This window comes from Arthrobacter sp. (genome assembly GCF_031179985.1).
Lineage (GTDB): Bacteria > Actinomycetota > Actinomycetes > Actinomycetales > Micrococcaceae > Arthrobacter.
Genome location: NZ_JAPSHJ010000032.1, coordinates 1 through 21,624, shown reverse-complemented (window position 1 = coordinate 21,624; position 21,624 = coordinate 1). Strand labels below are relative to the sequence as shown.

The 21,624-nt window shown below is 61.7% G+C and carries 21 protein-coding genes; 9 read left to right on the top strand and 12 right to left on the bottom strand.

The features are described 5' to 3' along the window. Positions 1-5: 5 nt before the first annotated feature. The 3 genes from RIN13_RS14200 to RIN13_RS14190 all read right to left on the bottom strand — a co-directional run bounded on the left by RIN13_RS14200 (position 6) and on the right by RIN13_RS14190 (position 4,163). Positions 6-1,241, bottom strand: coding sequence for an ABC transporter substrate-binding protein (locus RIN13_RS14200; RefSeq protein WP_309107987.1), 1,236 nt, complete (start codon positions 1,239-1,241; stop codon positions 6-8). Positions 1,242-1,363: 122 nt separating this feature from the next. Next, positions 1,364-2,392, bottom strand: a complete 1,029-nt coding sequence (locus RIN13_RS14195; RefSeq protein WP_309107986.1) for a LacI family DNA-binding transcriptional regulator — start codon at positions 2,390-2,392, stop codon at positions 1,364-1,366. Between the two features lie 115 nt (positions 2,393-2,507). Further along, positions 2,508-4,163: a glycoside hydrolase family 13 protein gene (locus RIN13_RS14190; protein WP_309107985.1), complete on the bottom strand. Its 1,656-nt coding sequence runs from the start codon at positions 4,161-4,163 to the stop codon at positions 2,508-2,510. Positions 4,164-4,353: 190 nt separating this feature from the next. Between RIN13_RS14190 and RIN13_RS14185 the strand changes: the two genes are divergently transcribed. The 5 genes from RIN13_RS14185 (at position 4,354) to RIN13_RS14165 (ending at position 9,840) form a co-directional block, all read left to right on the top strand. Continuing rightward, complete coding sequence (locus RIN13_RS14185) at positions 4,354-6,303, top strand: S8 family serine peptidase (protein WP_309107984.1); 1,950 nt, start codon at positions 4,354-4,356, stop codon at positions 6,301-6,303. Positions 6,304-6,424: 121 nt separating this feature from the next. Continuing rightward, positions 6,425-7,846, top strand: coding sequence for a histidine kinase (locus RIN13_RS14180; protein WP_309107983.1), 1,422 nt, complete (start codon positions 6,425-6,427; stop codon positions 7,844-7,846). Then, positions 7,839-8,519 carry a response regulator transcription factor gene (locus tag RIN13_RS14175; RefSeq protein ID WP_309107982.1) on the top strand — a complete coding sequence of 227 codons (681 nt, stop codon included), beginning with the start codon at positions 7,839-7,841 and terminating at the stop codon, positions 8,517-8,519. Before RIN13_RS14180 ends, RIN13_RS14175 begins: the two co-directional genes overlap by 8 nt. A gap of 92 nt (positions 8,520-8,611) precedes the next feature. Beyond that, positions 8,612-8,830, top strand: a complete 219-nt coding sequence (locus RIN13_RS14170) for a hypothetical protein (RefSeq protein ID WP_309107981.1) — start codon at positions 8,612-8,614, stop codon at positions 8,828-8,830. 212 nt (positions 8,831-9,042) lie between these two features. Continuing rightward, complete coding sequence (locus tag RIN13_RS14165; protein WP_309107980.1) at positions 9,043-9,840, top strand: response regulator transcription factor; 798 nt, start codon at positions 9,043-9,045, stop codon at positions 9,838-9,840. Positions 9,841-9,848: 8 nt separating this feature from the next. Here the strand turns inward: RIN13_RS14165 and RIN13_RS14160 are convergent, their stop codons facing one another. Next, positions 9,849-10,955, bottom strand: coding sequence for a trypsin-like peptidase domain-containing protein (locus tag RIN13_RS14160; protein WP_309107979.1), 1,107 nt, complete (start codon positions 10,953-10,955; stop codon positions 9,849-9,851). A 150-nt stretch (positions 10,956-11,105) separates the two neighbouring features. Between RIN13_RS14160 and RIN13_RS14155 the strand changes: the two genes are divergently transcribed. Both RIN13_RS14155 and RIN13_RS14150 read left to right on the top strand, forming a co-directional pair. Beyond that, on the top strand, positions 11,106-12,332 hold the full coding sequence (locus RIN13_RS14155; RefSeq protein WP_309107978.1) for a serine/threonine-protein kinase: 1,227 nt from the start codon (positions 11,106-11,108) through the stop codon (positions 12,330-12,332). Next, entirely contained in the window at positions 12,329-12,880 is a 552-nt protein-coding gene (locus RIN13_RS14150) for a hypothetical protein (protein ID WP_309107977.1), read from the top strand. Before RIN13_RS14155 ends, RIN13_RS14150 begins: the two co-directional genes overlap by 4 nt. 21 nt (positions 12,881-12,901) lie before the next feature. Here the strand turns inward: RIN13_RS14150 and RIN13_RS14145 are convergent, their stop codons facing one another. From RIN13_RS14145 to RIN13_RS14135, 3 genes are all read right to left on the bottom strand, one after another. Beyond that, complete coding sequence (locus RIN13_RS14145; protein ID WP_309107976.1) at positions 12,902-13,645, bottom strand: GAF and ANTAR domain-containing protein; 744 nt, start codon at positions 13,643-13,645, stop codon at positions 12,902-12,904. A 209-nt stretch (positions 13,646-13,854) separates the two neighbouring features. Further along, positions 13,855-14,952 (bottom strand): nitronate monooxygenase, encoded by a 1,098-nt coding sequence (locus tag RIN13_RS14140; RefSeq protein ID WP_309107975.1) that lies wholly within the window; start codon positions 14,950-14,952, stop codon positions 13,855-13,857. Positions 14,953-14,999: 47 nt separating this feature from the next. Further along, positions 15,000-15,815 carry a carbonic anhydrase family protein gene (locus RIN13_RS14135; RefSeq protein ID WP_309107974.1) on the bottom strand — a complete coding sequence of 272 codons (816 nt, stop codon included), beginning with the start codon at positions 15,813-15,815 and terminating at the stop codon, positions 15,000-15,002. A 176-nt stretch (positions 15,816-15,991) separates the two neighbouring features. Between RIN13_RS14135 and RIN13_RS14130 the strand changes: the two genes are divergently transcribed. Continuing rightward, positions 15,992-16,864, top strand: a complete 873-nt coding sequence (locus RIN13_RS14130; RefSeq protein ID WP_309107973.1) for an NAD(P)-dependent oxidoreductase — start codon at positions 15,992-15,994, stop codon at positions 16,862-16,864. A gap of 49 nt (positions 16,865-16,913) precedes the next feature. On the opposite strand, the gene RIN13_RS14125 is transcribed toward RIN13_RS14130, so the two are convergent. Further along, the gene (locus RIN13_RS14125; protein ID WP_309107972.1) at positions 16,914-17,582 is read right to left on the bottom strand and encodes a transcriptional regulator; all 669 of its coding nucleotides are present in this window, start codon (positions 17,580-17,582) and stop codon (positions 16,914-16,916) included. A gap of 90 nt (positions 17,583-17,672) precedes the next feature. Here RIN13_RS14125 and RIN13_RS14120 point away from each other — a divergent pair, with 90 nt between their 5' ends. Next, entirely contained in the window at positions 17,673-18,116 is a 444-nt protein-coding gene (locus RIN13_RS14120; protein WP_309107971.1) for a hypothetical protein, read from the top strand. Here the strand turns inward: RIN13_RS14120 and RIN13_RS14115 are convergent. From RIN13_RS14115 to mmsA, 4 genes are all read right to left on the bottom strand, one after another. After that, a complete protein-coding gene (locus RIN13_RS14115; protein WP_309107970.1) occupies positions 18,079-18,273 on the bottom strand; it encodes a hypothetical protein in 195 nt (64 codons plus the stop codon). The genes RIN13_RS14120 and RIN13_RS14115 overlap by 38 nt on opposite strands. A gap of 78 nt (positions 18,274-18,351) precedes the next feature. After that, a complete protein-coding gene (locus RIN13_RS14110; RefSeq protein WP_309107969.1) occupies positions 18,352-18,561 on the bottom strand; it encodes a hypothetical protein in 210 nt (69 codons plus the stop codon). A 39-nt stretch (positions 18,562-18,600) separates the two neighbouring features. Continuing rightward, positions 18,601-19,911, bottom strand: coding sequence for a multiple monosaccharide ABC transporter permease (mmsB, locus tag RIN13_RS14105; RefSeq protein ID WP_309107968.1), 1,311 nt, complete (start codon positions 19,909-19,911; stop codon positions 18,601-18,603). Between the two features lie 5 nt (positions 19,912-19,916). Further along, a complete protein-coding gene (mmsA, locus tag RIN13_RS14100; RefSeq protein ID WP_309107967.1) occupies positions 19,917-21,446 on the bottom strand; it encodes a multiple monosaccharide ABC transporter ATP-binding protein in 1,530 nt (509 codons plus the stop codon). Positions 21,447-21,624 lie beyond the last annotated feature (178 nt).

The window sequence follows — 21,624 nt, the reverse complement described above, 5'->3', positions numbered from 1 at the left end:
CCCTCTTACTGGCCCTGGGCTTGCTTCAGTGCGTCCCCCGGAGAGGCGCTCCCGGTCAGCGCGGCCTGGATCGCGGTGTAGATCTTGGTCGCCTGCGCCGGCCATCCGTCACCGAGCTGCCCGGTACGCGCCCGTGCTGTCTTGACGAGTTCCGTGAACGTTGCGAGCTTGGGGTTTTCTTTTGCGAAGGTCTCCGCCAGCGAGGTCTTGGACGGAATGGTGTTCCGTGCCTTGGCCATGGACATCTGGTTTTTGTCGCTGTTCAGGCAGGAAACGATCTCTGCGGCCTTAGCCTGGCGTGCCTTGTTGCCTGTCTGCGGAACGGTCCAGACTTCTCCGCCCAGCGGGGCCACCGCCGTCTGGCCGGCCTCGCGGACGGGGATCTTCACGACGCCGTACTGCAGCGAGGGCTGCTTGCTCAGCGCGGGGATCTGCCAGGGCCCATTGACCATCATCGCCGCTTTGCCTGCCAGGAACTGATCGTTGACGTCGGCCTGGGTCCAGTTGAGGGCCGAGGAGGAGACTGAGCCATCTTTCACCAGATCCGTCCACAGCTGCAATGCCTGGGTGGTTTCCGGCGTGTTGATGTTTTTCTCGTCCCCGCCGTTGGACCACATCAGGGGAAGGAACTGCCACGTGCCTTCATAGGTGGGGTTGGCGTTGAAGGCCAGGCCGTATTGGTCTCCCTCTGTCAGCTTTGCTGCTGCCGCTTCCAGTTCATCCCACGTTGCAGGCGGGGTGACGCCTGCCTTGGCCAGGATGTCCTTGTTGTAGAAAAGGGCAATGGTGTTGACGGTGGGGGCGAGGCCGTAGACCTTGTCTTTGTAAGTTCCCGCACTCAGCACACCGGGAGCGAAATCTTCGGTGCTTACCTTGAAGTCCGACAACGGCGCCAGTGCACCGGTTGCAGCGATCTGTTGAAGATCGGGGTTGTCCAGCATCAGGACATCCGGCAGCGTTTTCGATGATGACTGCTGGAGGACCTTCGAGATCAGGGATTTGCCGGGCACTGTCTCGCGCTTAAGCGTGACTCCGGCCTCTGCCGCACAGCTGTTCAGGGCATCGCCGATGAACGATTTGTCCGGCTCATTGTTGTAGTAGTCCATCACGGAGATTTCCGTGACATTTTCAGAACCGGCGGAGCCCGAAGAGGCCCCACATCCTGCGAGCAGGAGTGGAAGACCCACCAGTGCTGTGACGGCGGTGGCGAGCGGCCTGTTTCGGGTGAATGCTGACTTCATTGTCTGTCCTTCTGATAGTGGTTCTCTTGGAATTCCCTGAGGAATCTGTCATTCGATTCTGTAGTCGATGCGTATCGATCACGCGTAAAACGCAACGGCAGTGGAGAGGCTGGTTGATTGGTCTAGCTTGCTTTGGCTTTGGCGGGGCGGATGACGCTGGATCTGTGCGTGATCGTGGGCGGCACCAGCTCCAGGGATTCGTGGGGTCCCTCTGAACCGGATTCGAGCAGACTGCAGATAATCTGCACTGCCCGGCGGGAGACTTCACGGGGGCGGAGGTCGATAGTTGACAAGGGTACGGGTTGGAGTTCCGCCAGTGCCGGTGATGCGCTGCCGATGACGGAAACGTTGGTTCCCGGCGTCAGCCCTCGGGCGGAGAGAGCCCGGAGCAGAATCTCCTGCACGATTCCCTCCGGTGCGATGAAAGCTGGCTGGCCCGTGGTCCGGCCCAGCACCTCATCCACCGACCTGGAAATGGTGCCGACATCGGTTCCGCCAACCACGTGGATTAGCTTCACCCCCAGCTCTTTCGCTGCCTGGTTGGTGCCCCGCACGAAGCGGTCGACGTAGTTGACCTGACGTTCCACAACCTCAGGCTGCCAGGCGATGACTCCAATTGTGGAATGTCCGGCAGCGGCGAGATCGTGGACTGCCATTTGCCCGGCCAGTTCAAAGTCGGCGTCGATGCAAACGAGGCCGGAGGGATCTCGTGGAATTCCAATGAGTACCACCGGAACCTTCAAAGCGCGGGCAACAGGAAGCCGTTCGTCTTCTCCGGCCACCTGCATCAGGATCAGCCCGTCACAGATTTGCTGCCCGACGACGCGGCGGAGCCCGTCTGCACCCTCGTCTTCCGTCACCAGGAGGATGTCGTGGTCGTGCTGCCTCGCGGTTGACGCGATGCATGAGACAAATTCCATGAGGGAGGCCATATGTAATTCGGGTATGAAGGGAATGACCAGGCCGATCACGCGGGTCCGGCGGCTCGCAAGTGCGCGGGCTCCGGCGTTTGGGTGGTAGGTGAGCTGTTCAATTGCAGCCTCCACCTTTTTTCTTGTCTCATCCGATATGGGGCGCTTACCGCTCAGGACGTAAGAAACAGTACTTTGGGCTACTCCCGCGGCGAGGGCAACATCCTTGCTGGTTGGCATGGGTTCCGCCCCCTCCCGTATCAGTAGTTCCGGCGAAATCGAACATCGATACGCTTCGTCGATACGCATCGAGAAAGAGTATGGCACGCATCACTTGAGCAGCGCAATGGTTAATTCAGGAATCAGCGATGACCCAGGCAGCCGTATCCACCGGGAGCGTGCCTTTGACCAGCGGCCCGCTGGTGATGACGACTTCGCCCTCGGGCAGCGCGACGGGTTCAGGGCCGAAATTGCTGATGCTGTGCCACCCTCCAGGGCGCACGAAATGCAGGACGTCAGGGCGGTGCCCCTGAACCCAGCTGAGCGTCTCAGCGGACCGCAGCTTTCGGCGCAGCCGGAGCGCGCGGCGGTAGAACTGCAGGGTGGAACCCGGATCAGCGTCCTGCGAGGCTACCGACAATGGGCCAAACCACGCTGGCTGGGGCAGGTGCGGTTGCGTAGTGCTGAATCCGAAAAAGGGGGCGTCGGCGGTCCACGGGAGCGGAACCCGGCAGCCATCCCGGCCCTTTTCACGCTGGCCGGTCCGTGCCCAGATGGGATCCTGCAGGACGCTTTCGGGAAGATCCGCAACCTCGAAAAGACCCAGTTCCTCGCCTTGGTAAAGGTAGGAGGATCCTGGCAGGGCCAGCATCAGGAGTGTTGCGGCGCGGGCCCGTGCCAATCCCACGTTTCTGTCCTCGGCAGGCGATGATCCGCCAGAGAGCAGCCACGCCTGGAAGTCCACTCCGGGAGGAAGCCCATAGCGGGAGGCATGGCGGACGACATCGTGACTGGAAAGCACCCAGGTGGAGGAGGCGCCCGACAGTCCGGCTTCGGCAAGGTTGGTGGCGATGATTGTCCCGAAGGTCTCTGGCTCCCAGTTGGCCTCGAGGAGGTCGAAGTTGAAGGCCTGGCCCAGGCCGGTGGGCCTTGCATAGAGCGCACGCCGCGGGGCAGTGGGAGCCCAGGCTTCCGCGACTGCTGCGCGTGGCGGATCGTACTCGTTCAGCACCTTGCGCCACTCTGCGAAGATGCGGTGGACGTCGTCCCGGTCAAACAACGGGTCGGTGCCGTCGTCGGGCGTGATACGCGGGTCCGGGGTGGGCCTGCTCCTGAGCGGTTCGGACAGATCCTTGGCCATGCCGTGGGCCACATCGACACGGAACCCGTCCACTCCCCGGTCCGACCAGAAGCGGAGCGTTCCCAGGAAGTCCTCCCGGACCTCCGGATTGTCCCAGTTGAAGTCCGGCTGCTCCGGGCTGAACAGATGAAGATACCACTGGCCATCCGCCACCTGGGTCCAGGCGCTGCCGCCGAAATGAGAGAGCCAGTCCGACGGCGGCTGGGAACCGTCGGGGCCGGTTCCGTCCCGGAAAATGTAGCGTTCGCGGGCCGCTGAACCCGGTGGTGCAGCGAGCGCTTCCCGGAACCAGACGTGCCGGTTGGAGGAGTGGTTGGGAACAATATCCACGATCAGGCGGATCCCCGCGTGGTGAAGGGCGGCAAGCAGCCCGTCGAAGTCTTCAAGTGTCCCCAACCTCGGGTCGACGTCCCGATAGTCGTCAACGTCATAACCGCCATCGGCCAAAGCGGAGGGATAAAAGGGGCTCAGCCAGACCGCCTCGATGCCTAATGACTGCAGGTACGAGGCCTTCGCGGTGATCCCAGGAAGGTCGCCCAGCCCGTCCGCGTTGGAGTCAGCAAAACTGCGGGGGTAGATCTGGTAGACGGCCGCCTGGCGCCACCAATCGGCATCGGGACTCAGACCGGTCTGGTGGAACTCGGCGTTCATGTGAACCATCCTATGGGGCCGGCCCACCCCTTGAGGCTCTGACGCGGGTGGTTTTCCGCAGGTTTTCGCCTGTGTTTTCCCACCTTTGGGCACGGCTCGCCAATCCCCTTGCAAGGATCCTGCAAGGCTTCTGCAAGGATCCGGAAAGAGACAAAAGCGAAGCCTACTCTGGAATAGCCCCCAGAGCGCTATGAGCACTTCCCTCCTCCCATATTCATCAGGCCAAGCTGGCTCCCTTTTTGAGAAGGACCCCAAAATTCCCGCTCTCCGATTCCCCCGCAAAGCAGTAGCCGGCACTCTCACTGCCGTTCTTCTTACCTCCTTGGCAGCACTAACGACGGCGGGTCCTGCTTCGGCAGCGATGTCCTTGGCTCCCGCGACTTCGCCCGCTCCGCAAAATTCTCCGGTCGCGGGAGACAGCGGACGCTATCTGGTCCAGTTCGGTCCCGGAGCTGATGTTGCCGTGGAGTCGGCGGCGCTCCGGTCCCAAGGTGTCGGCGTCGGCCGAACTTTCTCCGCCGCCACGCGCGGCGCGGTCGTCACTGCCACAGCGGGCCAGGCCGCGGCATTGAAGCGGTCAGCACGGGTCACAGCGGTGGAAATCGATGCCCCTGTCAGCATCAAAGAGACGCAACAGCCAGCCCCCTGGGGATTGGACAGGACGGATCAGCGCGCTCTGCCACTTTCGGGGAGCTACACCTACTCGACTGCAGGAGCCGGAGTCAACGCCTACGTTGTGGACTCTGGTGTCCTCGCCTCGCACGTCGACTTTGGCGGCCGCGTAGCCACTGGCTGGAGTGCGGTTTCGGACGGGCTGGGCTCCGGTGACTGCAACGGGCATGGCACTCATGTCGCCGGGACCATTGCCGGAAAGAACTACGGAATTGCGAAGGCCGCCACCGTTGTTCCGGTCCGGGTGCTCAATTGCGCAGGCTCCGGCTACAACTCTGACGTCATCGCAGGGCTGGACTGGGTTGCCGCCCATCATGCTTCCGGTACGCCGGCAGTGGTCAATATGAGCCTCGGCGGCTCGGCCAGCTCTATGCTGGACTCGGCCGTGCAGGGAGTCATCAACGACGGCGTGACCGCCGTGGTTGCGGCTGGAAATTCCAGCGTGGACGCCTGCAACAGTTCCCCCGCACGGGCGCCCCAGGCCCTGACGGTTGCCGCCACTGATTCTTCTGACCGTCAAGCTTCCTTCTCCAACTACGGGTCGTGCGTTGACCTTTACGCTCCAGGCGTGGGCATTACATCCGCCGGATCCAGCTCGACGACGGCTTCTGTCACCATGAACGGAACTTCCATGGCAACCCCTCACGTTGCCGGGGTCGCGGCCGTTCTGCTCTCCCGCACTCCCGCCTCGACTCCCGCCGATATCGCCGCCAAGGTCCTTTCTGCCGCTACGCCAGGTGCAGTGGCTGCGGCTGGTGCAGGGACTCCTAATCGGCTCCTGTTTTCAGACCCGGCCCCCGCGCCTGCTCCTGCCCCCGCGCCTGCTCCGGCACCTACCGTAACTGCCTTTGGACCAGCGAAGAATGCCATGGCAGTCCAGACGGGAAGCAACGCCGCCGCCACCTTCAGCACAGACGTCCAAGGTGTCAGCGGCGGCACCTTCGTCCTGAAGACGGCCACGGGCGCCACGGTTCCGGCAGCCGTCAGCTACAGCGCGGCCACCCGCACGGCAACCCTCGATCCCTCAGCCAATCTCGCCGCGGACCAGAAGTACACAGCCACCCTTGTTGGTGGAACAGCTGGGATCAGGGATAGGGCAGGCACCCCGCTGGCCACAACGTCGTGGACCTTTACCACCGGACCCGCCCCAGTCATCACTTCCAGGACGCCGGCCGCAGGGGCCACGTTCGTCCGGAGGGCCAACAACATCACCGTGACCTTCAGCGAAGCCATCCAGGGAGCTGGGACCAGCACCATAACAGTGAAAAACACAGCCACAGGGGCGCTCGTCCCGGCCAGCGTTTCCCGTTACGGAACCACCAACCAGTGGATCCTCAATCCTTCGGCCTCCCTGGCTGCCAAAACGAAGTACACCGTCACTGTCACTGGCGGCGCAGCTGCCATTCGGGACCTGGCAGGGAATCCTCTGTCCACTGTCAGCTGGACCTTTACCACGGGAGCATTCTGAGGGGAGCCCCTCAGACCACTTGCGCTGCTGACTTGGCCCGACGAATGAATCTGCTGGCCCAAAGGCTGAGCTTTGAGGGAAACCGCGGATTGGGGACTTCAGGGTGGATAGTGTGGCAGGCATGCAACCACTCCTGAAAGTCCTGCGGCAATGGGGCGCCCCCGCTGCGGCCGCCATCTTCCTCATACTCTGGTGCGTGGGTGAGTCAGGACGAGGGATGTCCCTGTCGACGATGCTTACGTGGGTGGGGATCGTCCCGTTGGGTGCCTTCAGTGCAGCAATCGCTGTGTCAGCAGTGAAGCCATATCTGTCGCTGGGCCTTATCGGCGCCGTCCTCCTTGGCCAGCTGCTGTACTTCGTGCCTTTGCTCTATTCCGAGACCTGGCCGCTTTACCTGGGCGCCTTCATCTCATTGACCTTCATTCTCTGGACCGCTCCAAAGAGGACGCGGCTTGTAGCGGCTGCGGCGAATGTGGCGTTCGTGGTCATGATGACGTATCTCATGATCTCGTGGAGGTACGGAAGTGGGGTCGGTTGGTTCGAGCTGCTCTATCTTGGCGACCGGGTTAATTTCCAGGTTCACGGCGGGAATCTGTTCTCGATCCTTTTCCTGATCGCTGCTGCCTTCGGCTCTGTGGGTCTCCTTCTGGCTCTTTACGAGGAGCGGGGCAGCCTGTTCCGGGCCCGCAACCTGGCCCAATCCACGCTCAAGGAAACAGAAGTCGACCTGATCGTTGAGCAGGAACGCACCCGCATAGCGCGGGATCTTCACGATGTCCTGGCCCACTCTTTGGCGGTGATTGCTGCCCAGGCGGATGGCACCAGGTACCTGAGTAAGGACCAACCGAAGGCCGTGCTCAATGCCCTGGAGAACATCGCCGTTTCCGCACGGAGCGCGCTGGTGGACGCCCAACGCGTCATCGAGGGAGTGCACGACGACGGGATGGTCACCCCCCAGCCCCGCCTCACCGATGTTGGACCGCTGGTGGACAGAATGAAGCAGGGAAGCCTCGCCGTCGAGCAGAGCCAGTCGGGTGAGCCGGTTGAATTGACGGCCGGCCAGCAGGTGGCAGTCTTCCGAATCGTCCAGGAATGCCTGACCAACGCCCTCAAGCATGGCGGCAGGGGCACAGCCGTCAGATTGCACTTTGATTGGAGCGGGCCCGGCTTGGCAGTCAATGTGGCGTCCGCGCTGCCCACCGACAATGCACGCACGGCCGCTGACGGAGCTCAGGAGCGGGTAGGGCGCGGCCTGTCTGGCATGCGGGAAAGGGCCCACCTGGCTGGCGGCTGGATCACTGTGGGGCCGGACGGTGAGCAGTTCCGTGTCACAGTCCTCATCCCCTATGGCAAGCGGCCTGATGCCTCTCCACAGCAGCAGGACTTGGAAACAAGGGCTGCCCTGGCAGCAAGGGTTGCCCCTAATGCTGTCGGAGGCTCAATAGCTGCGGGGCAGCAGGAACACATGGACGAAACGGTGGGCGGACTGGCTGGCTCGCCGCCGTCGGCCCCTTCACCGCAGGAAGGCGCCCCTAGTGCCTGATGCCGGCAGCCGCATCCGGGTTGCTCTGGTGGACGATCAGCCGCTCTTCCGCTCCGGTATCCGGATGCTGATCGAAAGCCAGCAGGACATGGAGATGGCAGGCGAGGCCAGCGACGGGGAGGAAGCTGTCGCCCTGGCCGCTGAAACGCCCACTGATGTGATGCTGATGGACCTGCGCATGCCTGTCCTTGACGGTGTGGCTGCAACCCGGCGAATCATGGAACAGGCTGGAGCGGCGGGTGAAACCAGGCCGAGGATCATCGCCCTGACCACGTTCAACAGGGATCAGGCTGTGGTGGAGGCCGTACATGCAGGGGCGAGCGGCTACCTGTTGAAGAGTGCAGAGCCGGAGTTCCTCCTTGCGGCGATCCGGACCGTGTACTCGGGATATTCGGTGATTGCCCCAGGCTCAATCCATGATCTCTTTCAGCATGCGGCCCGGACGTTTCCTGGAGCCGGTCCGGATCTCTCCGTTCTGGAGGTGCTCTCTGCCCGGGAAAGGGACGTTTTCCTGCTTGCGTCAAAAGGTCTCGGAAACGCTGAGATCGCCGCGAGCCTCTTTATTTCGGAGGCCACGGTCAAGACCCATTTGCGGAGCGTGTTGGACAAGCTGGAGCTGCGGACCCGGCTTCAGCTGGTGGCATTCGCGCATGAACGCCACCTGCTGGGCTGATGGACTACCCCAACACCCCCAGGGGGCATATTCTGAAGGCGGCCGGGACGCCGTTTTACCGGTTCCCCCACTGCCCGGCCTGAGAGGTCACCATGTCTGAAAAACTGCACCTCACGCCTGACGATGCCTTCCCCGAGGACCTCTCCGTGGTGAAGGACAAGGACCTGCAGATCCTGGACAGCCAGATCCAGCGCCAGCTTGACTACGAATATGTCGCCGAGGGTGGGCCTAATCCGGAGACCGAGTTCCGGCACTATGACCTTGATGAAGAATTCGACGAACGGGACAATCGCGACATTAAGGGCGAGTAGCCGCCGCGCCGGGCCGGCGTGCGTCCTTTTGTTACTCTGGCGTAAACTAAACTGACTTTACAAATCGCGGTTCTTAGGGAGCGGGGCGGGTTCTTGCTGTGCGTCTCCGCAGTTGCCATTATGAGTGACTTCGGGATCCTTGATGGTTGAAAGCGGCTGTTGCGGGACAGGTTTTTTGTAGTATTGGGGCATCAAAAAGCGTGGGGGCGTGAATGGAAGAGCGGGGCATTGCCGTGGTCGTTGAGGACGATGACGACATCAGGGATTCGCTCAGGGAAGTTTTGCAGCAATCGGGCTTCGCGGTGTACCCGACGTCGACCGGGGCGGAGGGCGTTGAAGCTGTCCGGCAGCACAATCCCACCGTCGTGACCGTGGATCTGGGGCTCCCCGACTTTGACGGCATCGAAGCGTCGCGGCGGATCCGGGCGTTCAGCGATGCCTATCTGATCATCATCATGGGCCGCCTGGATGAAGCGGACGCCCTTCTGAGTTTCGAAGCAGGCGCCGACGACTACCTCACTACTCCTTTCCGGCCCAGGGAACTGAGGGCACGGATCGCGGCCATGCTCCGCCGTCCGCGACGGTTCCATCCACCCCAACCCGGCGCGTTAGCGCCGGCCGCACAGTTGCCGGCTGCTTTGACGCCGGCCGCTTCCGAGCCCTGGCCGGCAGAACCCCTCCCTGCGGGCTGTTTTGCGCACAATGGCCTGATTGTGGACGAGGGCAGGCGGACGGCGAAGATTGATGGCCGGGCCGTGAACCTGACCCGTACACAGTTCGACCTCCTGCTGGCCATCCTGGAAGGCGGACGCCTTGTCCAGACGAGGGCGGATTTGGTGCGGCGCGTCCGGAACGAAACAGCCGGCGCAACGTTTGTCTCAGTTGCCGATGAACATGCCATTGAAGTGCACATGGGAAATCTGCGCAAACAGTTGGCCGACGACTTCCGTGCCCCCCGGTGGGTGGAAACGGTCCGGGGAATCGGCTACCGGCTGGGGCGCGCTCGTTAAGCTGCCCCTTAGTCTGTGGGACGCTCGCTGAGCTGGACTTTGGCTTCCTGGCCCTGGTTATCACGGTTAAAGGAAACGGTGACTGTCTGGCCGGGATCGAGGCCGCGAAGGGCCGCGAGCAGGTCTTCGGGAGCAGAGAGTTCTTTCCCCTCCAGGGTGAGGAGTACATCGCCGGGTTCGATTCCCGCATCATCAGCCGGGCCGCCGTCGGCTATGGACATGACCAGGACGCCGGTGCTGTCCTGGATGCCCAGCCTCTCGGCAATCTGGGGCGTCAGCTGGCCCGGAGTGAGGCCAATAAAGGCGTGCTCGGCGCGCCCGGTTTCCTTCAGCTGCTCGGCAACTTCCACGGCTGTTGATGCAGGAATCGCAAAGCCGAGGGCAACAGCACCTGCCTGCGGCGGGATATAGGCCTCACTGATCCCTATCACTTGCCCTCGTGAATTAACCACTGCACCGCCGGAGTTGCCAGGGCTGATGGGTGCGTCGGTCTGGATGAGGTCCACCAGGGACTGGCTGCTGGCTGCCGATCCGGGGATGGAGCGGTGAAGCCCCGAAATAATCCCAGCAGTGACAGTACTTTCAAATCCCAACGGAGAGCCAATCACTACCGCCGTTTCACCCACGCGAGGCAGCTCTTTCTGGAATTCCGGGACGGGCAGTCCCGTGCGGTCAGTCTGGACCAGGGCGAGATCGGAAATGGGGTCAGCCGCCCTGACGGTGCCCCGTACTCTCTGGCCATCAGCGAAACCTACCTCAACCTCCGGGCTTCCCCGCACCACGTGTTCGTTGGTCAGAATGAGTCCGTCTCCGTCGTAGACCACGCCGCTGCCCACGCCCTCGCCGGCAAAGATCGTGACCACGGACGGTGCCAGCTCTTCGACAATCCGGGTGATGTCCAACTGTTGGCCGCCTTGCTGATTGCCTTGTTGGTTGCCTCCCGGAGATGGAGCCGGCGATGGCGTTTGGGCAGTGACGGCGGGGGAAGAGGGGCCTGGCTCGGGACTGCCCTCCATCCCCGTGCAGGAGCAGAGCGACGCGATGGTCAAAGCGGCGAGTCCGGCAAGGCAGGAGCGGTGAACCATCGATTTTGCCACTCGCGGGAAGGGGCTCATTGGACAGCCTTTCCAGTTCTTTCTCTCCGGAATTCAACCGTATCTCTCAGGGGGGTGGGTGGGAACAGCAGTGATCTGCAACAATTAATCAGTATGCTTATGAATTGGGGAGATGAGGGCTGGCTGCTGCATTGAACGAAAGCTGTGAACATGACTGAAGTGGTGAAAAGCGGCCTGACCGGGATGCTCTTAGCCCAGCGGTACAGGATATTTGAAGTGGTGGGACGAGGCGCCGCTGCTGTCGTCTACAAGGCCCGGGACGAAGCCCTTGGCCGGGAAGTGGCCGTGAAACTCTTCCACCGGGAGAGTGCCGATACCGAGATGCTTGCCCGGCAGCAGGCCGAAATCAGGATGTTGGCATCCTTCAACCATCCCTGCCTGGTAACCCTCTTTGACGCCGCAACTGACAATGCAGATCCCTTGGGCGCGCGGGTATTTGTGGTGATGGAATTCGTCGGTGGCCGTGATTTGCGGGCTTTGCTGCAAGCCGGACCCCTTTCGCTGCCGGACACTGCCAGGATTGGGGCCGACATCGCGTCCGCCCTTGACTACGTCCATGACCAAGGCGTGGTCCACCGGGACGTGAAGCCCGGCAACGTTCTGTTGACCGCAGTGGATGGAACCGTTGCTTCCCGCGGGGTGAGCGCCAAGCTGACCGATTTCGGAATTGCCCGGGTGCTGGAGGGGGACCGAATTACTGGAACGGGGCGGACCGTGGGAACCGCTGCGTACCTGAGCCCGGAGCAGGCACGCGGAGAATTATTGACAGGGAAAAGCGATGTGTATTCCCTGGGCCTGGTGCTTCTCGAATGCCTGAACGGACACATCGAGTTCCCCGGCAGCCCGATTGAATCTGCTGTGGTCAGGCTTCAGCGGGATCCGGTGATCCCCGCCGGCCTGAGTTCGGAGTGGCGGGAACTGCTAGGGGCCATGACCTGCATGGAATCGGCCGGCCGGCCTTCCGCCGGGGAGGTCAGCTCGGCCTTGAGTTCACTCGCAGACACTTCTCTCACTGACGCTTTGCTCTCGAGCGCTGAAGCGGTCCCCGCTGTTGGTGAGGCTGTTACGGCGTCTTTCGCTCTGACGGAGCCTGGCCCCGCCACCAAAGTCCCCGTTGCTACGGAAGTGCCTGTGACCTCCAAGGAGTCTCAAGTCCCCTTCCATCAGTCAGCTGTCCCAAGGAAGGGTGGGAGGCTCAGCAGCAGGAGGTTCCGGATGGCGCTGGTCTTTTCCGCTGTGCTGATGGGAGGCGCCGGGGTAGCCGCCGTGGGTGGGGGAGAGCAGCCAACCTCCCCCATTACGCCAGTCCCTGCGCCGGCACTGTCCGGCACCCTGGAGCGCGAGATGGCTGATCTGGAAAGGAGCCTCACTCCATGATTCGCTGGAATAAGCTGCCATCGGCCCTGATGGTCGCCACTTTGTTGGTTCTCGCCCCCGCATGTTCCGCGCAGACTCCGGAACTGTCAGTCGACGCCGCCCGGGATCTGCAGTCACGCCTCCCGGAAGTCAGGCGGGCTGCAGCAGGAAACGACTATGCCCGCGCTCTCGGGCTCTTGGAGCAGTTTAAGAAGGACCTGGATGCGGCTGCGGGTGACGGCAAAATGACGTTTGCACGGTACCAAGGCATCAGCAGCGCGTTGGAGGACGTCCGGAACGAGCTGCAGACACTTGCAGCGGCCGCAGCAAACACGGCGGGAACAACTGATGTGGCTTCCCCTGCTCCCGGGTCGACGGCAACGGCAGTTCCCGATATCGCAACAGCCCCTCTCCCGCCAGCGCCCGCCCCGGTGACCGAGGAAGCCGGCACGCCCGAAAAGGACGACGGCGACAATGCTTCCGCTGACAAAAACGATGCCGGAAAAGCTGATGCCGGGAAACCTGGCGCGGGAAAACCGGATCCCGGCGGCAAAAACAAAGACCCCTAGGGACCGCTCCACACGTCGTGCCTACGCTTCGAAATGGGTCCTGACGTGGCCGTGCCCCAGCGAATCCACGATGCTGGTGGCCACACCGTGGAGTTTTACGTTGCGGGCGCTGGAGGCTGCCTTGAGGAGTTCGAAGGCCTCGGCCTGGCTGCAGCGGTTCTGGGCCATGATGATCCCGACCGCGACGTCGATGGCTGTCCGGGATTCGAGCGTGGCCTTGAGGTTTGCTGCCGCTTCACTGTGGTGCGCAAAGCGTACTGCGAGCCTGAGGGCCATGGACGTCTGGCTGACAAAGTCCTCCGCGAGCTTCAACACTTTTCCCTCGAACCGTCCAGGCCGGTGCGAGTAGAGGTTGAGCGCTGCCCTGGTGTCTCCTTCCAACCGGAAAGGAACCGCGAGGATGGAACGGACACCCTGCTCCAGGACCGTCTGGAAATAATGAGGCCAACGCTGGTCCGTCTCCAGGTCCTGAACATGTATTGTCAGCTGCTCCCGGGAGGCGGTCATGCACGGACCGTCTCCATACGAGTACTGGATCTCGTCCATGGCCTGGGCCTGCTCACTGCTGCTGGCAACAGTTGCGGCTTTGCGGTGGCGGAGAAGGGTAATGCCGCACAGAACCTCGTCGCCTTCTACCGACAGGCTGCGGGCGGATACGCGTGCAAGCTCGTGAAGAAAATCCCCTACATCTGAGCTGGTGAGTACCAGTTCCTGAAGGTGTTCTGTGATTGATGTTGTAGATTCTGCGGTCGACTCGCTGGCCACGTTTGTTTGATGCCGTTTCGCTCAGGTCAAAACGACCCGGCACTGCAGACACTGCCCCCAAAAGTGAGGACAAGGTATCGGCGGCAGGAGCCGGATCGAAGAACTCCCCAACGGCCTTCTGCTAAACCGTACCGGAAAATTATATACACCAGACAGCAGGACTCTGACTCGCCGTTCTGTCAGTGCTTCTCAGGCTCCTCAGCTGCGAGTCAGCTGCGTCCGTCCAGAATCCGGGACGTGGAGTCGACGATCCTTTGCATCAGGTGAGCGGCGTCGCCGTCGCTATCAAGCGCTGCCGCGATAAGCGGTGCGGACTGACCTGCCCACAGTGACATCAGCTCCGGGATGTCCAGCTGCGCTGCTTTGGCGCGGAACTGTCCGGTCAGCCAGTTCTGTACGGGGAAGGGTGCATGAAGCCGGGGATCGGTAAGTTCCCGGGCAATCCGGTTAGGGATACCGCGGCCCAACCTGCCGCTGTAGGCCCGCGTGAGCACGGTCTGCCGCGTCCCGGGACTCCGAAGCGCAGCCCGGTATCCGTTGCTGGCAGCGGATTGCTTGGTGGCCAGGAAAGCCGAACCGATCTGTACGGCGTCAGCTCCCAGGGTGAGGGCAGCAGCAACTCCGCGGCCGTCGGCAACTCCTCCGGCAGCAACGACGGGAACTGCCACAGCGTCTGCCACCTGCGGCACCAGGGAGAAAGTGCCGATCAGCGAATTCTCGGGCTTATCCAGGAAGGACACCTTGTGGCCGCCGGCTTCCATGCCCGAGGCCACAATCGCGTCCACGCCGCCCTTTTCCAGGGCCAGGGCCTCCTCGACGGTGGTGGCGGTTCCCATCACGATGATGCCGCGGGCGTGTGCAGCATCGATGACTTCTTTGGACGGAACGCCGAATACGAAGCTGAGGGCGGCGGGTTCTGCCTCCAGTGCTGCCTGGATTTGTCCGTCAACATCGGGCAGGTAGCCTGCAGGCCTGGCAGGCGGCTCCACCCCCACAGCCTCGAAATAGGGACGGAGGACCTCAACGAAGGCCGCAAACTCTGCCTCGTCGGGCTGCGGAGGTTCTTCGCCCGGAATGGGAAGCCACAGGTTCAGCGCGTAAGGCTTGGTTGTTGCTTCGTTAAGGGCATGGGCCGTTGCCCTGATCCGGTCCGGGTCATAGCCGTACAGGCCAAACGACCCCAGCCCGCCTCCTTCACTGACCGCGGCTGTGAGGCCGATCGAGGAAACGCCCCCGAACGGCCCCAGCACGATGGGCAAGTCAATGTTCAGCAGACGCGAGAAGGGTGTACTGGTCCAGGCTGTCATGTGCAACAGTCAATCATGTCAGGCTGGCACGTCTTGCCCCGGAGCGCCTACTGGTTCACCAGGGTGACCGTGCGGCTGTTCAATTCCTGCGTAGGACGGTTGTTTGCCGAGTGGACGGCACGCAGTTTGGTGATCTGGTCGGCGCCGAGTTCGATCGGCTGATCCAACACCAGCCAGAGCACATTCTCCGTGCACGGGGGAGTGGTGAGGCTCCCTTCGTAGGCAAAGTGTTCCAGAGAAGCGGGAAGCAAGGACGCGAGGTTCACGCTCCCGATCGAACGCGCCGAGGTGGACCCAGCGGCAGCATCGACGAATGGTGCCCACGCCGGATTCGCCTTTCCCGCTTTCGCCAGAAGCCCGACGACGGCAAGAACGCCGTCATCAGACTGGTGGACAAAGTGGAACTCGACGTCGTAGCGGGATCCCCCGATGGTGTGTTCAGACGGATCATGGAAGTGCATTTGCTTGAAGGCGTAATTCTTACCGCTAACAGTGAGGCTTTGGGCTGACCCTGCGTGCAACTCGACAGTATGGCCGTTGTCATGGACTTCGCATTCGGAAGCGGAGTAGGCCAGGCTCATGGGCGCCGAAGACTTGGGTGTGGCCGCCGGTATATCAATGGGCGACTGTGCTTTGCCCGTGGCGCAGGTCTGGAAGGCCTGGCTGAGATTCCCCCAATCCCCGGGACCCTCCGCGCCTTCATAGGCCCAGTGGGCCACGTTGGCCGTTGTGACAGTTGGCGTGCTGGAGGGAAGGGCCTCACTGCCTGTCGTGGGCTTGGCGCAGCCGGCAGTGAGGGCAAGCAGCCCCCACGCCGATCCAATGAGCAGGGACTTTCGGGTGATTTCTGGTGTGGAACGCATTCCCATCCTTTACAAAAAACAGCGGTGTTGCTGTTGGGGTGTTCAGAGAAATACCACGAGAAAAAGTCCGGGCGATGTCCTGGGGCTCTGTGTGAAGTGCCCCGGTGAGCTGTTCCCAGTGAATTTTCTCACCGTGTGAAAGCGGCGAAAACGTGTTCGGGCCCTAGTGTAGGGGCATGAGAATTGCAGTTACCGGTGGAAGCGGAAAGCTTGGCAGAAGTGTGGTCCGTCGGCTGAATGAGGATGGTCACGACGTCACCAATCTGGACCGTTTGGGCCCGAAATCACGGGGTTTTACCCAGATTGACCTGACGAATTACGGGCACGTCCTGGACGCGCTCCTGGGGCTGGACGACAGGCACGGCGGCGTGGATGCGGTGGTTCATCTGGCTGCAATTCCAGCCCCCGGACTGGCCCCCGATGCAGCCACTTTTGAAAACAACATGCTGTCCACATACAACGTTTTCCAAGCAACTCGGCGGGCGGGTATCAGGAAACTGGTATATGCCTCCAGCGAGACCTTGTTGGGCTTACCCTTCGACGAAGATCCGCCCTACATTCCGGTGGACGAGGAGTATCCGGCGCGGCCCGAAAGCACCTACTCCCTCGTCAAGCACCTCGAAGAGCAGATGGCCATACAGCTGACCCGTTGGGATCCTGAACTGAGTATCGTGGCCCTGAGATTTTCCAACGTCATGGACCCTGGAGACTACGAGGCCTTCCCGGCCTTCGACGCCGACGCGTCCTTACGCAAGTGGAACCTCTGGGGCTACATCGACGGACGGGATGGTGCCCAGGCCGTGGCCAGGGCACTGGAATACCAGCCCCCTGGTTTTGAGGCTTTCATCATTGCCAACGCCGACACGGTGATGCAGCGGTCCAGCGCAAGCCTGGCTGCTGAAGTGTTCCCGGCGGTCACCGTGACCAAGGAACTGGGGGAACACGAGACCATGCTCTCCATAGACAAGGCGAAACGTCTGCTGGGCTTCGCGCCCGAGCATAGCTGGCGCACCTATCACTCGCTTCGTACTACTCCGACGGAGGACTGAAGCGCGACCGGATCAGTGAGGCCCGACGTCGGCTGGTGCCTTTGGGGTGTTAGTCCTGCGGCACCAGACGGACGCAGCACCGCTCCGCCTGCGGCTCCAGGACGGCCTTGTAGCAGCCTGGCTCCGCTGTCCCGGCCACTGCAGCCAGGAGATCGAGATTGAGGCCGCAGATGGTGGACGTGTGAGCCCTGGACAGGCGGTGAAAGGGGCAATTGAGCAGTTGAAGGCTGCCGTCCTCCCCGGCGTTGGGTTTGTAGCCGTAAAGCTCCAGCGCACCCTCAAGGGTGGCCGCCTCCTGGCCGATCTCCTCTCCGGCGCGGGCGGCAACGCTCTGCAGGGCTTCAGCTACCGGTATGCCGGTTTCGACGGCGGCTTCCACTCCAGCTGCGAGCAGTTCGCCGGCCAGGTCATAGCGCCGTGGAGGAAGGCTTATAGCCACTTCCCGAACCGCGGGGGAGTAGAGCTTGTGAGGCCGTCCGGATCCCGGCCCGGTCCTGCCGGTCAGCCGCCGGAAGGAGACTTCCAGGAGGTCTTCGGCCGCCAGCCGGTCCAAGTGGAAGGCCGCTGTACTCCGCACCATCCCCAACGATCCGGCAACTTCATCGCGGCCCACAGGGCCATCAGCATGAAGGACGTACTCAAACACGGCCCGGCGGGAGGGGTCACCTAAGGCACTGAGAGCCTTGCCCATACTCAGACCGGTCTCCGCTGCAGTCATAATGAAATCCTACTCTAAAATCAACGACCATTGACATAACAAGGCCTCAATTCTAAAGTCAAGTATCAGCACTTTTAGAAGGAGGAAGTCATGCTTGACCATCAGCCGCAGCCCGTTGCACAGGAGGCTCGGCATCACGGGACACAGCAGGCTTTTCTGCTGCTTCGAACCGTCTTTACCATTGCGCCGATTGCGTTCGGAATCGACAAATTCACCAACTTCCTTGTGGATTGGACCAGCTACCTGGCTCCCCTTGCCACACAGATCATGCCGGTAAGTCCCCAGACCTTTATGTACGGGGTGGGAGCGGTGGAAATCCTCGCAGGCCTGCTGGTGGCTTGGCGTCCCAAGATCGGCTCATTGGTGGTGGCCGCTTGGTTGGCAGGGATCATAGTGAACCTGCTGCTGGTGCCGGGGTTCTTTGATGTGGCCCTAAGAGACTTTGGTTTGCTGGTAGGCGCCCTGGCCTTGAACCGGCTTGCATCAGGCAGGACCGTCACAGGGGGCGAAGCTCGTAACCGTCCGTCCTGGTGACAAGCTGGCGGCCGTGGTTGCCATCAAATCGCAGCCACAGGATGGACGAATCCGGGGTCACATCCTCGACTTCGGCAATGCGGACCACCTGTCCGTTCCTGCGCAGTTCAACAACGCGGCCAACCAGTTGACTCCAGTCTTCACCAGGTTCAGACATGCCCTTCTTCCCCCCTTTTTTACGGCGAATAAACAAGGCGCTTCCCGCGGGATCCCCCTCCCGCGGGAAGCCCTTTGATTAGTGGATGAGTTCCCGGGTCATTCCGAAGGGCACCTGGTCCGAAAGCGTGGCGGTGTAGTGCCCTGGCTTGTTTCGGGTGAGCAGGATGCCGTGGGTCCCTGCAGCCATTGCAACCTCTTGGAGGTCACGCACGGCAGCTTCGAGGCGCTCGTCGAGGAGGTGGCGGCTGGTCACCTGGATATCAATGCGATGGCTGGGGCTAGACATGGAAAAACTCTTTCTTTACGGGGGATCTGACGGGGGATTTCAGGGGTTCCGCGAAGCTGCGGCTTTCTCGGGCCTGTCACCGACTGGCGCACCGGAAACGGGGGTGGTGCTCTCACTGCCTGCTGGCGGCGAGGTCTTGCGCTTGAAGCGGCTACCGATGGTGGATCCGCCGCCGCTGCCGCTTCGGTTCTTGTTGAAGATATCAAAGCCGACGGCCAGCAGGAGAACCAGGCCCTTGATCAGCTGCTGATAGTCGGTGCCGAGGCCAAGGATGGACATACCGTTGTTCAGCACGCCCATGATGAGGCCACCGATCATGGCTCCAGCCACGGTGCCGATGCCGCCCTGCACAGCTGCTCCGCCAATAAAGGCTGCGGCGATGGCATCGAGCTCAAAGCCGGTACCGCCGGCGGGCTGCGCGGAGTTCAGGCGGGCGGTGAACACGAGTCCTGCCAGTGCTGCAAGTACACCCATGTTGACGAACAACCGGAAGGTCACGGCTTTGGTTTTGACACCGGACAGTTCAGCGGCGTGCAGGTTCCCGCCAATGGCGTAGACGTGGCGGCCAAAAACGCTGTTGTTCATCAGAGCCGAGTACAGGATCACCAGAGCAGCCAGGACGATCAGGACGATCGGGGTTCCGCGGTAGCTGGCAAGGAGGAACGTGATGATCAGCATCAGCAGCGCAATGAAGGCGGTTTTGACAGCGAACCAGGCCATGGGCTCGTTTTCGAGGTTGAACTTCCGGCGAACCCGGCGTTCCTTGATGGCCTGGAAGAGGATCGCAGCTGTGCCGCCGACGCCGAGGATCACTGTCAGGAATTCCAGGACGGATGTACCGCCGGAAATATCAGGAAGGAAGCCGCCACCCAGGGCACGGAGCTCATCGGGGAACGGGGTGATCTGCTGGTTCTTCAGTGTGATGAGGGTGAGGCCGCGGAAGATCAGCATCCCGGCCAGGGTGACGATGAAGGCCGGAATTCCTACGTAGGCGATCCAGTAGCCTTGCCAGGCACCGACGAGGGCGCCTACCAGCAGGCACGCGGGAATGGCGATCCACCAGGCCCACCCCCAGTGCACGATCATCACGCCTGAAACAGCTCCGATGAACCCCGCAACGGAGCCGACGGAGAGGTCAATGTGGCCGGCGATGATCACCATCACCATGCCGATGGCCAGGATCAGGATGTAGCTGTTCTGGACCACCAGGTTGCTGACGTTCTGCGGCTGCAGGAGGATGCCATCGGTCAGGACCTGGAACAGGATGACGATGAGTATCAGGGCGACGAAAATGCCGACCTGGCGCAGGCGGCTTGTCAGGAAGCTCAGGGATTCTCTGAGGGCGGACATGTTCGCTATTCCTTCTCTTTGGTCATGTAGTGCATGAGCTTCTCTTGGGTGGCTTCGGCAATTGGCACCTCGCCCGTGACGTGTCCTGCGGACAACGTATAGATGCGGTCGCAGATACCCAGAAGCTCGGGCAGTTCGGACGAAATCACGATGACTGCCTTTCCTTCGGCTGCAAGGCGCGCAATGATCGTGTAGATCTCGAATTTGGCACCGACATCGATTCCGCGGGTGGGTTCGTCAAGAATCAGTACGTCGGGGTCCGAGAACATCCACTTGCTGAGCACCACCTTTTGCTGGTTTCCGCCGGAGAGCTTGCCGGTAATGGCCGCGACGGTGGGTGCCTTGATGTTCATGCTGGTGCGGTAGCGGTTGGCGACGATCGTCTCTTCGTTCCCGTCCACCCACCCGCCTTTGACGAGCTTGCGGAGCGCAGCCAGGGAGATGTTGCGCTTGATGTCCTCAATGAGGTTCAGGCCATACTGCTTGCGGTCCTCGGTGGCGTAGGCGATGCCGTGGCTGATCGCCTCGGACACGGTGGACGTGTTGATTTCCTTGCCGTACTTGTACACCTTGCCTGAAATGGCGCGGCCGTAAGTGCGTCCGAACACGCTCATCGCGAGTTCGGTGCGGCCCGCACCCATCAGGCCTGCCATGCCCACCACTTCACCCTTGCGGACGTTCAGGCTGGCGTTATGCACCACGATCCGGGAATGGTCCTGCGGGTGCTGGACAGACCAATCTTCGATCCGCAGGACTTCCTCGCCGATCTGCGGATCGCGGTCAGGGTAGAGGCTCTCCAGGTCGCGGCCAACCATCCCGCGGATAATCCGCTCCTGGGTGATCTGCCCTTCGTCGAGCCGGAGCGTCTCGATGGTCTTGCCGTCGCGGATGATGGTGACGGCGTCAGCCACCTTGCGGATCTCGTTGAGCTTATGGCTGATGATGATGCTGGTGACGCCCTGGCCTTTGAGATGCAGGATGAGGTCCAGCAGATGGCCGGAGTCCTCGTCGTTCAGCGCAGCCGTAGGTTCATCAAGGATGAGAAGCTTTACTTCCTTTGACAGCGCCTTGGCGATCTCGACGAGCTGCTGCTTGCCGACGCTGATGTGCTGCACCGGAGTAATAGGGTTCTCGCTCAGTCCCACCCGGGCCAGCAGCTTTGCGGCCTCGAGGTTGGTCTTGCGCCAGTCGACCCAACCGCGGGTGGCCTGCTCGTTCCCCAAATAGATGTTCTCTGCGATGGAGAGGTAGGGGCTGAGGGCCAGTTCCTGGTGGATGATGACGATGCCGCGCTTCTCGCTGTCAGAGATGTTGGAGAAACTGCACGGTTCGTTTTCGAAGAGGATGTCGCCCTCGAAAGAGTTGTGCGGGTAGACGCCCGACAACACTTTCATAAGGGTGGACTTGCCGGCCCCGTTTTCACCGCAAATGGCATGGACTTCGCCGCGGTTCACGTCCAGGGTGACGTCCTGAAGGGCCTTCACTCCCGGGAAGGTCTTGGTGATTCCTCGCATTTGAAGAATGGGTGTATTCATCGTCAATTCCCACTGAATGATCGAAACTTGTGCTGTCCTGCGGCTGCAGGGCGGCGGGGTAAAGGTTTGTGGCCGGACCTCGGGGGTCCGGCCACAAGCCCCTGGACAGTGCTACTTGACGTCGGCCTCGGTGTAGTACCCGGTGTCGATGAGTTCCTTCTTGTAGTTATCCTTCGTG

What these genes read in the sequence shown, in the direction of transcription:
- RIN13_RS14200 (WP_309107987.1), bottom strand. Translation starts at nt 1,241, where the DNA reads ATGAAGTCAGCATTCACCCGAAACAGGCCGCTCGCCACCGCCGTCACA.
- RIN13_RS14195 (WP_309107986.1), bottom strand. Translation starts at nt 2,392, where the DNA reads ATGCCAACCAGCAAGGATGTTGCCCTCGCCGCGGGAGTAGCCCAAAGT.
- RIN13_RS14190 (WP_309107985.1), bottom strand. Translation starts at nt 4,163, where the DNA reads ATGAACGCCGAGTTCCACCAGACCGGTCTGAGTCCCGATGCCGATTGG.
- RIN13_RS14185 (WP_309107984.1), top strand. Translation starts at nt 4,354, where the DNA reads ATGAGCACTTCCCTCCTCCCATATTCATCAGGCCAAGCTGGCTCCCTT.
- RIN13_RS14180 (WP_309107983.1), top strand. Translation starts at nt 6,425, where the DNA reads ATGCAACCACTCCTGAAAGTCCTGCGGCAATGGGGCGCCCCCGCTGCG.
- RIN13_RS14170 (WP_309107981.1), top strand. Translation starts at nt 8,612, where the DNA reads ATGTCTGAAAAACTGCACCTCACGCCTGACGATGCCTTCCCCGAGGAC.
- RIN13_RS14165 (WP_309107980.1), top strand. Translation starts at nt 9,043, where the DNA reads ATGGAAGAGCGGGGCATTGCCGTGGTCGTTGAGGACGATGACGACATC.
- RIN13_RS14160 (WP_309107979.1), bottom strand. Translation starts at nt 10,955, where the DNA reads ATGAGCCCCTTCCCGCGAGTGGCAAAATCGATGGTTCACCGCTCCTGC.
- RIN13_RS14155 (WP_309107978.1), top strand. Translation starts at nt 11,106, where the DNA reads ATGACTGAAGTGGTGAAAAGCGGCCTGACCGGGATGCTCTTAGCCCAG.
- RIN13_RS14150 (WP_309107977.1), top strand. Translation starts at nt 12,329, where the DNA reads ATGATTCGCTGGAATAAGCTGCCATCGGCCCTGATGGTCGCCACTTTG.
- RIN13_RS14140 (WP_309107975.1), bottom strand. Translation starts at nt 14,952, where the DNA reads ATGACAGCCTGGACCAGTACACCCTTCTCGCGTCTGCTGAACATTGAC.
- RIN13_RS14135 (WP_309107974.1), bottom strand. Translation starts at nt 15,815, where the DNA reads ATGCGTTCCACACCAGAAATCACCCGAAAGTCCCTGCTCATTGGATCG.
- RIN13_RS14130 (WP_309107973.1), top strand. Translation starts at nt 15,992, where the DNA reads ATGAGAATTGCAGTTACCGGTGGAAGCGGAAAGCTTGGCAGAAGTGTG.
- RIN13_RS14125 (WP_309107972.1), bottom strand. Translation starts at nt 17,582, where the DNA reads ATGACTGCAGCGGAGACCGGTCTGAGTATGGGCAAGGCTCTCAGTGCC.
- RIN13_RS14120 (WP_309107971.1), top strand. Translation starts at nt 17,673, where the DNA reads ATGCTTGACCATCAGCCGCAGCCCGTTGCACAGGAGGCTCGGCATCAC.
- RIN13_RS14115 (WP_309107970.1), bottom strand. Translation starts at nt 18,273, where the DNA reads ATGTCTGAACCTGGTGAAGACTGGAGTCAACTGGTTGGCCGCGTTGTT.
- RIN13_RS14110 (WP_309107969.1), bottom strand. Translation starts at nt 18,561, where the DNA reads ATGTCTAGCCCCAGCCATCGCATTGATATCCAGGTGACCAGCCGCCAC.
- mmsB (WP_309107968.1), bottom strand. Translation starts at nt 19,911, where the DNA reads ATGTCCGCCCTCAGAGAATCCCTGAGCTTCCTGACAAGCCGCCTGCGC.
- mmsA (WP_309107967.1), bottom strand. Translation starts at nt 21,446, where the DNA reads ATGAATACACCCATTCTTCAAATGCGAGGAATCACCAAGACCTTCCCG.